The organism is Planctobacterium sp. AWM4_229 (assembly GCF_056160305.1).
Genome location: NZ_JBSWWX010000003.1, coordinates 545682 through 559533, shown reverse-complemented (window position 1 = coordinate 559533; position 13852 = coordinate 545682). Strand labels below are relative to the sequence as shown.

Here is a 13852-nt window from a genome sequence, read left to right as displayed (position 1 = left end):
CGGGTTCCTTTGTCATTTCTTTCTCAAATAAACCGTAATTTCGTCACGATCGTGATAGAGGTGTTTGGCAGTGCAATCAAACGGTTGCTTTAACTCTTGGTTGATGATCTCCATACACTCCAACACTGACTCCAACCTGCGCTTCATAGGAAGTTTTAAATTAAACATCGCTTCCTTACAGCGGCCATCATTTACCCATTGAGCCATCAATCTAGCCACTTTTTGCGGCTGTTCAATCATATCGCACACTAACCAATGTACATTTTTTTTCTTTGGCTTAAATTTGAAGCCATCTTCCTGGAAATGACTCACCTGTCCGGTTTCCATAAGCGACTCAGCCATCAAACCGTTATCAACTGCCTGAACAAACATTCCCCGGCGCACCAGTTGATAGGTCCAACCGCCTGGACAAGCTCCCAGATCGACAGCATTCAGCCCCGCCCTTAAGCGCTCTTCTCTTTCATTTTCGGGAATAAAAGTTAAAAACGCCTCATCTAGTTTTAGGGTTGAACGACTGGGTGACTCAGCGGGAAACTTTAATCGCATGATACCACCAGGCTGCGGGTTCATATTAGAAACCGGAGCGATACCTACAAAACACTCAGTGCCGCTAACAAAAAAGGCGGTTAGACAATTGGCTACTTTTTTTTCGTTGTAACATTTTTGGCTTTTCAATACCTGACGCAAAGGCACACTGAACTTTCGGCAAAAACGCGACAACTCTTTACCTGGTTCAGTATCCGGATGTTCAACTCTTAGTTCAGATATCAGAGGAATTTCCAGCAAACTGGATTTTAAATCTCCCAACCTGTCATCTCGGGACATATCTACATGGTGACCAAGAACTCGAAACCACTGACGAGTAAATATGAGTTGTTTTATGTTGAGTTTGTCCAGCAGCGAGTTCGCGTTTTGCTGCGCTTCAAACAAATAAAACCCCGTTCCTCTATCTGCCCGAAAGAAACCATAAATACCTACTTCCGCGGCTCTGGTTTGGATTTCAAGCCCGGCATCCGCTTCAAAGCCCGGGCGACAATAACCAAGAATAACTTCTGACATCATTCATAGCCCTTCAAAGCCGCCACCAAAAACACTGCCCACCCTGCAATAAACATCATTCCCCCCAGCGGAGTGATGGGGCCAAACCACTTAATACCGGTAAGCGCAAGTGCATAAAGACTTCCGGAGAAGCACAGCACTCCCGCAATAAAGAGACCGGCACACCAATACCATAAAGAATGTGGGAATAACTTCGCCAGTATCACCACCAGGATCAGTGCCAGCGAGTGCAAGAACTGGTATTCCACGCCGGTGCTAAAGGCATTCAATAAGGGCTCTGATAGTTTGTTCTTTAGTCCATGAGCAGCAAAAGCCCCCAAAACCACAGACAGTAAGGCCAATACGCCGGCACTTAATAATATCAACTTCATCTTAGTTTTTTATCCCATAACCTTATCAATAAATCTGACAGCACCAGCAATTGCCTGCTGCATATTCTCTTGCCAACTTAGTCCACTTGCCTTTGTGGTTTTAAAACTGTGCTCACCGTCCTTGATGTATTCTACTTGTATATTCTCAGGCAAATCATAGCCACTAATTTCCGCAGGCTTACCAAAGGGATCTCTTTCACCCTGGAGCACCAAAATATTTTTTTGAATTTGTGCAAAATGTTCGGTTCGTGTTTTTTCGGGTTTCCCTGGGGGATGAAACGGGTAACCCAAACAAATAGCTGCAATAGCGTCACTGTCTTGCAATATATGAGTAGCAACTCTACTGCCCATCGACTTGCCCCCCACAAAAAGAGGTAAATCGCTATCCTTGGGCAATTGCGCTTCGAAACATTGTATTAACTTAGGTAATCTATCCGGTGGACGTCGTTTTCCGGTTTCCTGAGCAATGGCCATATAGCCAAAATTAAACAGTGTGCACTTTATTGCCTGTAACTCAAACAACCTTTTACATTCCTGCATAAAGTCGCTGTCCATTCCCTGCCCGGCACCGTGGGCCAGAAGGATTTGTGCTTTACATGTCATACCAATTCCTATAAACATCTACTCATCTCAGTGGGAGATGAAAAGCATTTAGACAAGGCGGATGTTTGATGGTCTAGTGGGTCTAAATCAAAAACATCCAACACAGTATAAATGCTTTTCAGCCCCATCGAAGACGAGCCTCAGAAACATTATTTCTTTGTTGTGCGAAGTTCACAAGACCACCAGTATTCTTTCATTCGCACGCCTCGAACTAATGTCTCTGAGGCTGCGCTGAGCGTGTATATGTCTATAGGAATTGGTATCACCATTAATCTTCACTCACTTGCGTTAACAGCCAATCTTTAAAGGCCTGTATTTTACCTAATTCAGCATGAGACTCGCGACAAACCAGGTAATAAGCTTTTTGCGTTTCGACCCGTTCTTCAAAAGGGCATATTAGCCGACCTAAAGCGATTTCAGGTCTTGCCAGGGCGCTATCCACAAGCGCAATTCCCTGCCCCAATGCAGCAGCTTGTAAAATCAACATGGTATGACTGAATATCGGTCCTTGGTTAACATTGACGCCTGATATATTGAAGTACCGAATCCATTGCTTCCAAAATTCCCGTGATGTGTCGTGTAACAGTTGATGATGCTTCAGATCATCTAGTTTTTCTAACGGCTTATCGCTCTGAAAAAGCATGGGTGAACACACTGGCGTCAGGTATTCAGCGTAAATTTTATCCGCCTGCAAACCACTCCAGCGCCCCTTGCCGTAGTAAATCGCCAAATCCACATCATCGGTTATAAAACCATCATCAAAATCTACAGCTTTTATTCGCACATCAATGTCGGGGTTTTTACTGGAAAAGTCAGAAAGTTTAGGTACCAACCACTGCACTGCAAAACTGGGAGGCAATGCTACGGTAATAGAGCCTTTGGCCCCCATGGCGTGCAAACGTTTAGTAGCGTCATAAAGAGCGGCAAAAATCTCTTTGATATCTAGATAATAACTTTGCCCTTCTTCGGTCAATAACAGGGTTCTGTTTTTACGCAAAAACAGTTTCATCCCCAAAAATTCTTCTAGCGCTTTAATCTGATGACTCACCGCAGCCTGAGTAACAAACAACTCTTCTGATGCGCGAGTAAAACTTAAATGCCTTGCTGCAGCTTCAAATGCCTTTAACGCATTCAGCGGTGGTAACCTTTCGTTCATAATCGACTGATTTCTTTCATAAATTTTTCATAAACAGGGTTTTTAAAGCGTTTTTTTATGAATATGGGCGAATTTCACAACTCGGATTAGTTTTTCTAATGCATTAGACATATTTTTTCTCGTTTTTACGAGACACAAAAAAACACTATAGTACACACATCAACTACAAACGCTTGTTATACAAGGCTTATGTAAATAGCAAGTAAATATGTTGATAATTTACGTGTCTTTTTAACATTAATTTAACTTTAGGTAAATCACATGAAAAACATTAAAACACTTTTCGCAGCCAGCGTCTTCACATTTGCACTTTCCGGTAACGTTTTCGCCCAAGAGAAAACCGTTAATACAGTAGAAATTCAAACAGAAATTGCTGATCAAATTCAATTAGCAGTTTCTCAAATCAACACGCCTGTGATTGAAGATATCGCAAAAGCACAGCTTGATGAAATGAGCTTAAAACAAAATATTGAACAGTTTTTGGCACTGGCCAGATTCAACGAAGAAACTGCAATCGTTAACACTCAAATTATTGCAGAGTAATCAAATAACGAGAAACTTTTGGCACCTTGCCTAAAGCTTACGTTATCTGTAGACACTCATTGCTCCTCCTTACCGGAGGAGCAACTGAATGCCTCAACGAATCTTTCTGCCACTAAGCTGTAATCAACGGCTCAAATCCCTTTACCAGCTCATCAAGCTGTTTCATCTGTAATAAATACGGCTCTAACTTATCCAACGGTAATGCGCAAGGACCATCACACTTAGCGTTATCAGGATCTGGATGAGACTCAATAAACAACCCTGCTAAACCTAACGCCATTCCTGAGCGTGCCAGTTGCGCTGCTTGTGCCCGTCTACCATCAGCGGAATCACTGCGCCCTCCTGGACGTTGCAATGCATGTGTTGCATCAAAAATAACCGGAGCCATGGGTTTCATTTCATCCATACCCAACATGTCTACAATCAAATTGTTATAACCGAAGCATGAGCCGCGCTCACATAGGATAATTTTGTCGTTACCTGCTTCCAGAAACTTACTGATAATATGGCGCATTTCGTGGGCAGCCAGAAATTGCGGCTTCTTGACATTGATTACAGCATTGGTTTTTGCCATGGCGACTACAAGATCCGTCTGTCGCGCTAAAAATGCGGGTAATTGAATCACATCGGCAACTTCGGCGACAGGGGCAGCCTGATGAGGTTCGTGTACATCCGTAATAACAGGAACTTCAAACTGTTTTTTGATCTCTTCAAAAATCTTCAAACCCTCATCCATACCCGGACCGCGAAATGAATGCACTGAAGAGCGATTGGCCTTGTCAAACGAGGCTTTAAAAACATAAGGAATGTTTAATTTTGAGGTAACTTCTTTGTATTTCTCAGCAATGGTGAGCGCCAGATCGCGGGATTCCAGCACATTCATTCCACCAAACAGTACAAAGGGTTGCTCGTTGTTGACCTGGATGGAATCAATGGAGATCGTTTGCAAATTATTCATTTATTCTCCGAAAAGGGAACTTTAAACTCAAACGCATAAAGTACCCTATTTCAGGAGTGTATTCAGCTTAAATGCCCGAATAGAAGCAAAAATTGCATTAGAGATTAATGCTGAGTAACGATCCTTTCTCGCAGCTTTTGGATTTGAGCCCGTAAGATATCGGTAGAAGGATCTTTAGGACAACGCTGCACAAAAAATTCGTAATCAGCAGCTGCAACTTTGGGGCAATCTAATTGATGCAGCAGAAATCCTCTGTCTCTAATCTCAAACGGATCGTCCGGGCACAAACTGAGTAAGATGTCGATGGTGGAAAGTGCAAAGTGATATTTTTGCTCATTGATAAAAGAGGCTTTTAAATTTTGCAGTAGGCGTAAGACCGTCTCTTCACACCCCGTCGGCTCCAGCACCTCTAATGGCATTTCAGATTCCGCCTGTTCTCCTAACACGCTGAAATAACTTTTCTCCAGCTGTTGCCAGGATAAACAGTCTCCATTTAACGGATCGATAAACAATACTTTTGAATCAGACACCTGGAAGCGCACCAGGAAATGACCGGGGAAATTAACCCCCTGCATTTTGAGCCCGATGGCATTGCCAATTTGGCAGAAAACAATGGCCAGTGTCACCGGGATACCGGTGCGATACTCCAGTACTTCGTCAAGCAAGTTATAGCGTGCAGCGAAGAAGTTTTTACTGTCACCACTAAACGCTAACTGGTGATAGAAGTAGTTTCTAAGACGCTCAAAAGCGGCAAACTTATCCTGTGTATCTCCTACCGCCTTGGCGCATTGGTTGATCAGCTGCTCCATCTGCGTCAATGGCTGTGCGATATCTAAATCATCTTTATAACAGCGGGAGATTAATAGCGCAGATTTAAACAAATTGTGTTGTTTAATGGCATGTTTAAGCTCTAGCACGGGACGTTTCCTTCTCTACATCACATCTAATGATGTTATCGGAACATCCCGCTAAAGCTTTATCAGAAATGCAGCCTAAATACTCATAAAATGAGTGGAGTTTTAGTCACCGCAATTTTACCTATCATGGCAAAGACGGCCACAGCACCTACAAAAGCCACGGTTTTAATTGCTTTGGTTTTACCTAGTTTAAGCGCAAATAAACCCAGCACGATATAAGCAATCAAACCGAACATTTTTTCAGTTAACCAGGTATTATACAAAGGGTACTGTGTGAGAATGGTACACAAGGTCACGGCGCTGGCCAGCAACACCGTATCTACGATATGGGGTAACACTTTAACCCACTTCTGACGCATCATGCCACTATTGGACATAACCCAGATAAAACGTAAAACAAACAAAAGAAAACTGAGGGCAATCGCCGTCATATGGATGTGTTTCACCATCATGTACATGGTTGGGAACTCCTGTTGAACTTACTTATAATTATTGTTGAATAGCTTCGGGGTTGTCCGGATAGGCAAATATAATAGCTTCAAACTTAGTAATGTTGTCCAGCAAGGTATCCACTAGCGCCGGATCAAAATGTTTTCCTCGTTCTTGTTGAAATTTCTCTATTACTTTGTCAACAGACCAAGGCTCCTTGTAGCAGCGAGTACCACGCAGGGCATCATAAACATCAGCAATGGCGGCAATCCTGGAGAACATATTAATGTCCTTACCAGATATTCCTTGTGGGTAACCACTGCCATCCCAACGCTCATGATGTTGTCTGGCCAGCATCGCTGCGGTTTTTATTATGGGCTTTTCACTGTCTTTTAATAAATCATAGCCGTTATCCGCATGCTCTTTCACCAGTTCAATTTCTTCAGGCGAAAGTGGGCCTGGTTTAGTTAAGATTTCCACCGGAACACGTAACTTGCCGATATCATGTAAAGGTACCGCAAGTTTCAAGACGCTAATTTCGTCTTCGGAAAGGCCGTGCTCCCGGGCTAACAATTCGCACAGTATGGTCATACGTTCAATGTGTCGCCCGCCACTAAGCTGACACTCCATCGCCTGGCCGACGCGTTGCAAGATTTCCTTTTGAGTATCTTCTATGTCCTTGGTCAAGAGCACATTTTCAAAGGCCACCTGAACATGACTGGCAAAGATTTCAATCAAATGTTTATCATTTGAGTTTAACTTGCGCGGAATACCGGATAAATACAACAACGAACCGGGTTCAGTGTTGCTGTGACAATAAGCAACTACATAATCATCAGCGTATACTACATCTTTCTCTCTGAGGGCTTTTTTACAGGCACTAAGGATTTCGCCTTCCACCACGTCTTCCAGTGGCCGCACTGCTTTTTCAACCTCAGTGGCTTTATCGTCCATACCAGAGAACACCACAAAACCACTTAAGTCATTGCTATTACCGCCTTGAGCTGAAGCCAGTGCACTGGTGATATAAGCCGCATCCGTAGCGCCGCCTAATAACGAGCTGAGCTGCTGAATGATGCCATCGATAAAGTTTTCAAGGGAGTGAATACTGAACAGATCAGCAGAAGCAGATATGATTTTTTCCAAGCCCTTACGGCTCTCCTCAATGGAAATGATATCGCGATACGATCGCAGCGTTGCGATAATCACAGTAAACAGCTTTTGTGCTGTCAGTTCGGTTTTGGATTTGTAGTCGTTAATGTCGTAATTAACGATAACGTGTTTTTCCGGGGCCTGACCAGGCTGCCCGGTACGCAAGATAATGCGAGTGAAATGATTGTTGGCCTCATTGCGAATAAACTCAGCGACTTTCAAACCTGCATCGTCGGTTTCCATCACCACATCAAGCAGCACTACAGCAATGTCGTTGTGTTCAAGGAATACTTTTTTGGCTTCTTCACCACTGTGGGCGCTAATGAACTCTAGATCCTTGTCCTGAAAAACAAAATCGCTCAAGGCCAACTTAGTTACAGCGTGCACCTCTGGCTCATCGTCCACTACCAGTATTTTCCATGAGCCCCGCTCTTCAAATTCTTCTTCTTCAGAATCATCCGCGAAAAGAAAGTCGTCAGACATCCGGATTCCCTCAATCACTACCAAACTTAGTTTTTATTTCTTTTAAACTAGTCGTTTATGAAGGGTTATGCAACACCGAATTGCGCCATTGTCACTCGATCGTGACCGGCATAATCTACTTTTGTAGTAACCTTATTAAAGCCCTGCGCTGTTAATAGAGATTGTATTGACTTTGCCTGTTCAAAACCGTGTTCTATTAATAGCCAGCCTTGAGGATTGAGGTAATCTGGAGACATTGCGATAATTTGCCGGATATCATCCAGTCCATCGCCACCGGCTACCAAAGCGCTTTGGGGTTCAAAGCGCAAATCACCGCGGTTGAGATAATCACTATTTGACTCAACGTAAGGTGGGTTTGTAACAATAACATCAAACCTTCCGTCAGACAGTTGGCTAAACCAATGACTCTCAATGAACTCAGCATTAGTTATGTTGTTTTTGCGCTTGTTTCGCTGCGCGAGAGCAACTGCATCAGCCACCCGGTCACAACCCAGCACCTGCCAATCTGGCTTTTCGCTAGCAATCGCCAGTGCGATTGCGCCCGTACCGGTGCCCAAATCTAAACAATGAGACTTTGCAGGTACAGGTAATGAAGTTGCCAGCTCCACCAAAAGTTCCGTCTCAGGTCGGGGGATCAAGGTTGATTCATTGACTTCCAGGGATAAGGTCCAGAAATCCTGATGCCCGATAATGTAAGATACCGGGTGCCCCAACTTGCGCTGCGCTATAAAGTCTAAAAACTGTGTATTTTGAGCCTCCGAGAGAGGTTGCTCCGGATCGATAATCAACTTGCTGCGGTTGCACTGCAATACTTCACACAGCAGCACTTCGGAGTCCACTTTGGGTGATTCGGATCCCGCAGATAAAACCTCAATCCCATAACTCAGGGCCTTTTTAATAGTCAGTGCTGTTGCCATACAAACTTAAGATTCGTCGGACAATGAGGCCAATAAGTCAGCCTGATGCTCCTGTCGGATAGGCTCTAATACCGCATCCAGGTCACCTTCAATAACATCGTCCAACTTATATAGGGTTAAGTTAATGCGATGGTCGGTTAATCTGCCTTGCGGGAAATTGTACGTGCGGATACGCTCCGAGCGATCACCACTGCCCACCAAGCTGCGTCTGGTACTGGCTTCTTCAGCAGCGCGCTTTTCTTCTTCAATTTGGTTCAAGCGAGCTTGCAGTACTGACATGGCTTTAGCGCGGTTTTTATGTTGAGAACGCTCATCCTGACACTCCACCACAAGCCCTGTGGGTATGTGAGTTAAGCGGATAGCAGAGTCTGTTTTATTAACGTGCTGACCACCGGCACCACTGGCCCTGAAGGTATCAATGCGCAGATCAGCCGAATTAATCTCTATAGCTTCGGATTCAGGGATTTCAGGCAACACCGCTACGGTACAGGCAGAAGTGTGAATGCGACCTTGTGATTCAGTCTCAGGAACACGCTGTACGCGGTGGCCGCCAGATTCGAACTTCATGATGCCGTAAGCGCCATCCCCCACCAGATTGGCGATAACCTCTTTGTAACCACCATGTTCACCTTCATTGGCACTGATGGTCTCGATGCGCCAGCCCTGCTTTTCCGCATAACGGCTGTACATACGGAACAAATCACCGGCAAAAATAGCCGCTTCGTCACCGCCAGCCCCAGCTCTGATCTCCAAAAAGCAGCTCATATCGTCGTTGGGATCTTTGGGTAAAAGTAAAATTTGTAATTCCTGCTCTAGCTCAGCAATGCTAGCTTTGGCTTCCTGATACTCTTCCTGTGCCATTTCCTGCATTTCTGGATCGCTTTCTTGCAGCATCTCTTGTGCGGTTGCCAGGTCTTCTTCTGCCTGTTGCCAGGATTTAAAGCATTTAACGACTTCTTCTAACTGAGAATACTCCTTGGAAAGCGCACGGAACTTATCTTGATCGGCAATGATTTCGGGTGCGCTAAGCATCACCTGAATTTCTTCAAAACGTTCCATCAGGGTTTCTAATTTTGTAATTACAGATGCTTTCATGAGCAGTGATTTCTCTTCTATTTATTAGTTTCTAGTTTATACGCTTCTGACAATTTTTTAAGCAGTGTCGTATCCTGCTCTTCCGCCGCCTTTTTTATGGCGTGAGTTGGCGCGTGACTGAGGGCGTTAGTTAGCTTGTTGGCCAGTTCGGTCAGCACCGATTCAGGCTCTGCGCCCTCGCTTAATAAGTTTTTTGCACGTTGCAATAATTTCTGTTTTTCGATTTCGTGATTGGTCCGCAATTGCTTGATCAAATCACTGTGTTGCTGACGATTTTGCCACGAAACCCATTTTGCCACTTCATCTGCGATCATGGCTTTGGCTTCATCGGCGGCTTTCTGCCTTGAGGCTACGTTTTGTGCCACGATACTTTGCAAATCATCTACCGTGTACAGATACGCCCCATCTAATTCTTCACATTCTTCTTCAATATCTCTGGGAACCGCCAGGTCAATCAACAACATGGGTTTATATCGACGCTGTTTTAGAGCGGTTTCCACCATACCTTTGCCCACCAGAGGCAACTGGCTGGCAGTAGAACTTATCACGATATCCGCTTCAGCAAGACGAGTGTGTAACTGCGACAGAGTTATCGTGCTCGCATCGAATTGCGCCGCTAGCTCCTGACCACGTGACAAGGTTCGGTTTGCCACCACCATTTGCCCTACGCCTTGGTCAGCGAGATGTTTTGCTACAAGCTCGATGGTCTCACCAGCACCAATCAGCAATACCTTACTCTTACTCACATCGGTAAAGATATGTTTAGCTAACTGCACAGCCGCAAACGCCACAGAAACCGCATTTTCACCGATGTCAGTTTCAGTGCGCACCCGCTTAGCTGCAGCAAACACTGTCTGAAATAATCGCTCAAAATTACCCGAAACGGTGCCGACATGTTTGGCACTGGTATAAGCTTGTTTTAATTGCCCCAGAATTTGTGGCTCGCCCAAAATTAATGAGTTTAACCCACTGGCTACCGACATAAGGTGTTCAACGGCGGCCACTTCGGTATGGGAATAAATCATTTCATTCAGTTCTGCCAACGGCAGAGAATGAAAATCTGCAAGCCACTTCACTAGCGCATCTTTATTGATGTCATCCACATCAATATAAAGCTCTGTTCGATTACAGGTAGACAGGATCACGCTCTCGTTCACCTGCTCTTGCTCACCGAGCTCGGTTAAAGCTTCCAGCAATAGCTCTGGTGAAAAGGCGACCTTCTCCCGAATCTCGACAGGAGCAGTATCATGGTTAACGCCTATGGTGAGTAGCGACATCGAATCCCGATTTTAATGTTTCTGGTTAAAACCACCGCCAAACTGGCGACAGCGCAAAAGGCGCGACATTTTACGCAAATCCAAGGGTATTTAAAAGTACTCAAAGCTGAACCTCAATACGAAATAGTTAATTCAGTGCATTTAAAAATCAGATTAACGCAATGGATACAAATTTTGGGTGGTATAAAACGCCTGTTCTGCGCTAACCTTGCTTCTTTATAATTAGCCTGTCTCAATTGAGTCAATTCACATCCGGAATGATTATTTTGCGAAAACTGCTGCTGTTAAGCTTAATATTGATATTGTCAGCCTGTGCTACCCCCCCTAAAACCAGTTATCAACAAGCATCGTCATCAGGTAAATTTCCACAAAACTGGCAGGTAGAAGGCCGTATCGCTTTTAAATCACCAGAAGAAAAATTCAGCGCATTCCTGGATTGGCAGCAACAACAGCAAGACTATCAATTGCGCCTATCTAAATTGATCGGTGGCACGTTGTTGTTCATGGAGCAGACTAATGGTCGGGTACTATTGGAAGTCGATGCTAATACCTATACTGACAGCAACGCCGAGCGACTCATCTATGAAAAAACCGGGTGGCAAATTCCGGTAGCGGATTTTAAATATTGGATATCAGGCCGCCTGAATCCGGATAGTATCGCGGTAAGCGAACTTAAACGCGATGAAACAGGCCGGATCTGGTCTTTTTCTACAGTCACAGGGTGGCGAGTAAAATACCAAAACTACAAAGTTTTTTCCGGGACCGCACTGCCCCACAACCTGGTGTTGAGTAAAGATGATTTGCAGTTAAAATTGCGCATCAGTGAATGGTCTTTTGACAGCCAGTAAAGTATTACAGCAATTTATGAATCAGCAAAACGTCTCTCGAAACTGGCCAAGCCCGGCCAAGCTAAACTTATTCCTGCACATTAATGGTCGCCGAGAAGATGGTTACCACGAGTTACAGACATTGTTTCAAATCCTCGATAAAGGGGATCTACTGCACTTCAATATTACCGACTCCTCAGATATTACCCTGGAGACTTTGTTTCCCGGTGTAGCACATGAAGACAACCTTATTGTTAAAGCCGCTCGACTATTACAGTCAGTTTCCGCAACCAAACAAGGTTGTAGGATAGAAATTGATAAACAGTTGCCCATGGGAGGCGGTATCGGTGGCGGCTCCTCTAATGCAGCGACAACATTAGTGGCGCTTAATCATTTGTGGCAATGCGGACTATCGAAGCAACAATTGTTAACCTTGGGATTACAATTGGGTGCCGATGTCCCGGTATTTGTTAATGGTAAAACCACTTTTGCCCGTGGTGTCGGTGAGCAATTTGAAATTGCCAATATCCCCATGAAAACCTATTTGGTAGTAAACCCTGGTGTACATGTGTCTACCGCAGAGGTATTCGGTGCCCCGGATTTACCTCGCAATACCCCTTTAATTCAATGCCAAAGCTATCAATTTGAGCACACACACAATGATTGCCAGGCGCTGGTAAGCAAAAAGTATCCAGTTATTGCAAAATCATTACAGTGGTTGTTACAATACGCGCCGTCAAGAATGACGGGGACAGGAGCGAGCATTTTCGGTGTATTTAATGACCCGGAAAGCGCACAGAAAGCTCTGTTTGATTTACCTGAGTATTGCTCGGGTTTTATCGCGCAAGGTTGCGCTACTTCGCCTCTTGAAGCGCGATTAAATCAAGCCGTTCCCGAAGTTTAAAACCGAGTTGGCAGCAGGTTTTTACCATGAACGATTGGCGAAAAGTCACGCTTACCCGACCATAACACAATTACATTAAAACGGAGTTGTTGCATTTAGGGTCGGGACACACACACGTAATACGTTTACTTACCCTATAATAGATCAATGCACTCCACCTACTTTTCTGAGGAAAAACGTAGTGCCCGATATGAAGCTTTTTGCCGGTAATGCGACGCCTGACCTGGCGCAAAAAGTCGCTGACAGACTATACACAAAACTAGGTCACGTAAGTGTTGGCCGATTCAGCGATGGTGAGATCAGTGTCGAAATCCATGAGAACGTTAGGGGCGCGGATGTTTTCATCATTCAGTCCACTTGTGCACCTTGCAACGACAACCTGATGGAACTGATTGTGATGGTCGACGCGTTACGGCGTGCATCTTCAGGCAGGATCACCGCCGTTATTCCTTACTTTGGTTATGCTCGCCAGGACCGTCGGGTTCGTTCAGCGCGTGTTCCTATTACCGCTAAAGTGGTAGCAGACTTCTTATCTAATGTCGGTGTTGATCGCGTATTAACTATCGATTTACACGCTGAGCAGATCCAGGGCTTCTTCGATGTGCCTGTAGATAATGCTTTCGGTACCCCTATCCTGCTGGAAGATATGCGCAAGCGTGATTTCAACAACCCGGTTGTAGTTTCGCCCGATATCGGTGGTGTTGTGCGCGCACGTGCCGTTGCCAAGCTGATGAATGATGTGGACCTGGCTATTATCGATAAGCGTCGTCCAAAAGCCAACGTTGCCCAGGTAATGCACATCATCGGGGAAGTTGAAGGTCGCGATTGTATTATCGTGGACGACATGATTGACACTGGTGGTACGCTGGCAAAAGCGGCAGAAGCCCTTAAACAACACGGCGCAAATCGCGTTTATGCGTACGCCACGCACGCTATTTTCTCAGGCAATGCAGCGGCTAACCTGGAAAACTCCGTGATTGATGAAATCGTCATCACCGACAGTATTCCACTGTCTCCTGCCATGCAGAAAGTGAGCAAAGTTAAGCAGTTAGGTTTATCTAAGATGTTAGCGGAAGCGATTCGTCGTTTAAGCAACGAAGAATCTATCTCTGCGATGTTTGATCACTAAAAACTGATTTGTTTTCAGCGGTTCGTACCAAA

At 44.8% G+C, this 13852-nt stretch carries 16 protein-coding genes; 5 read left to right on the top strand and 11 right to left on the bottom strand.

The window, feature by feature from the left end; genetic code table 11:
- Positions 1-12 precede the first annotated feature (12 nt).
- From rlmM to ACXAGP_RS09030, 4 genes are all read right to left on the bottom strand, one after another.
- On the bottom strand, positions 13-1059 hold the full coding sequence (gene rlmM / locus ACXAGP_RS09045) for a 23S rRNA (cytidine(2498)-2'-O)-methyltransferase RlmM (RefSeq protein ID WP_475260961.1): 1047 nt from the start codon (positions 1057-1059) through the stop codon (positions 13-15).
- A complete protein-coding gene (locus ACXAGP_RS09040) occupies positions 1059-1430 on the bottom strand; it encodes a DUF423 domain-containing protein (protein ID WP_475260874.1) in 372 nt (123 codons plus the stop codon). The genes rlmM and ACXAGP_RS09040 overlap by 1 nt, the downstream gene beginning before the upstream one ends.
- Positions 1431-1439: 9 nt before the next feature.
- A complete protein-coding gene (locus ACXAGP_RS09035) occupies positions 1440-2033 on the bottom strand; it encodes an alpha/beta family hydrolase (protein ID WP_475260873.1) in 594 nt (197 codons plus the stop codon).
- Positions 2034-2301: 268 nt separating this feature from the next.
- Complete coding sequence (locus tag ACXAGP_RS09030) at positions 2302-3189, bottom strand: transcriptional regulator GcvA (protein WP_475260871.1); 888 nt, start codon at positions 3187-3189, stop codon at positions 2302-2304.
- Between the two features lie 261 nt (positions 3190-3450).
- Between ACXAGP_RS09030 and ACXAGP_RS09025 the strand changes: the two genes are divergently transcribed.
- Complete coding sequence (locus ACXAGP_RS09025; RefSeq protein ID WP_475260870.1) at positions 3451-3732, top strand: hypothetical protein; 282 nt, start codon at positions 3451-3453, stop codon at positions 3730-3732.
- A gap of 112 nt (positions 3733-3844) precedes the next feature.
- On the opposite strand, the gene kdsA is transcribed toward ACXAGP_RS09025, so the two are convergent.
- From kdsA to hemA, 7 genes are all read right to left on the bottom strand, one after another.
- Positions 3845-4690: a 3-deoxy-8-phosphooctulonate synthase gene (gene kdsA, locus ACXAGP_RS09020; protein WP_475260869.1), complete on the bottom strand. Its 846-nt coding sequence runs from the start codon at positions 4688-4690 to the stop codon at positions 3845-3847.
- Positions 4691-4794: 104 nt separating this feature from the next.
- Positions 4795-5607 (bottom strand): SirB1 family protein, encoded by an 813-nt coding sequence (locus tag ACXAGP_RS09015; protein WP_475260868.1) that lies wholly within the window; start codon positions 5605-5607, stop codon positions 4795-4797.
- Between the two features lie 83 nt (positions 5608-5690).
- Complete coding sequence (locus tag ACXAGP_RS09010) at positions 5691-6065, bottom strand: SirB2 family protein (protein WP_475260867.1); 375 nt, start codon at positions 6063-6065, stop codon at positions 5691-5693.
- Positions 6066-6096: 31 nt separating this feature from the next.
- On the bottom strand, positions 6097-7671 hold the full coding sequence (locus ACXAGP_RS09005; protein ID WP_475260865.1) for a DUF3369 domain-containing protein: 1575 nt from the start codon (positions 7669-7671) through the stop codon (positions 6097-6099).
- A gap of 65 nt (positions 7672-7736) precedes the next feature.
- Entirely contained in the window at positions 7737-8588 is an 852-nt protein-coding gene (prmC, locus tag ACXAGP_RS09000; RefSeq protein WP_475260863.1) for a peptide chain release factor N(5)-glutamine methyltransferase, read from the bottom strand.
- Between the two features lie 6 nt (positions 8589-8594).
- Entirely contained in the window at positions 8595-9683 is a 1089-nt protein-coding gene (prfA, locus tag ACXAGP_RS08995; RefSeq protein ID WP_475260862.1) for a peptide chain release factor 1, read from the bottom strand.
- 17 nt (positions 9684-9700) lie between these two features.
- Positions 9701-10960, bottom strand: a complete 1260-nt coding sequence (gene hemA / locus ACXAGP_RS08990; protein WP_475260861.1) for a glutamyl-tRNA reductase — start codon at positions 10958-10960, stop codon at positions 9701-9703.
- A gap of 15 nt (positions 10961-10975) precedes the next feature.
- On the opposite strand from hemA, the gene ACXAGP_RS08985 reads away from it, so the two are divergent.
- The 4 genes from ACXAGP_RS08985 to ACXAGP_RS08970 all read left to right on the top strand — a co-directional run bounded on the left by ACXAGP_RS08985 (position 10976) and on the right by ACXAGP_RS08970 (position 13820).
- The gene (locus tag ACXAGP_RS08985; RefSeq protein ID WP_475260860.1) at positions 10976-11182 is read left to right on the top strand and encodes a hypothetical protein; all 207 of its coding nucleotides are present in this window, start codon (positions 10976-10978) and stop codon (positions 11180-11182) included.
- Positions 11183-11226: 44 nt separating this feature from the next.
- Positions 11227-11808 carry a lipoprotein insertase outer membrane protein LolB gene (gene lolB / locus ACXAGP_RS08980; RefSeq protein WP_475260858.1) on the top strand — a complete coding sequence of 194 codons (582 nt, stop codon included), beginning with the start codon at positions 11227-11229 and terminating at the stop codon, positions 11806-11808.
- Between the two features lie 16 nt (positions 11809-11824).
- Positions 11825-12691 (top strand): 4-(cytidine 5'-diphospho)-2-C-methyl-D-erythritol kinase, encoded by an 867-nt coding sequence (ispE, locus tag ACXAGP_RS08975; RefSeq protein ID WP_475260857.1) that lies wholly within the window; start codon positions 11825-11827, stop codon positions 12689-12691.
- 181 nt (positions 12692-12872) lie between these two features.
- Positions 12873-13820, top strand: coding sequence for a ribose-phosphate pyrophosphokinase (locus tag ACXAGP_RS08970; protein ID WP_338292461.1), 948 nt, complete (start codon positions 12873-12875; stop codon positions 13818-13820).
- Positions 13821-13852 lie beyond the last annotated feature (32 nt).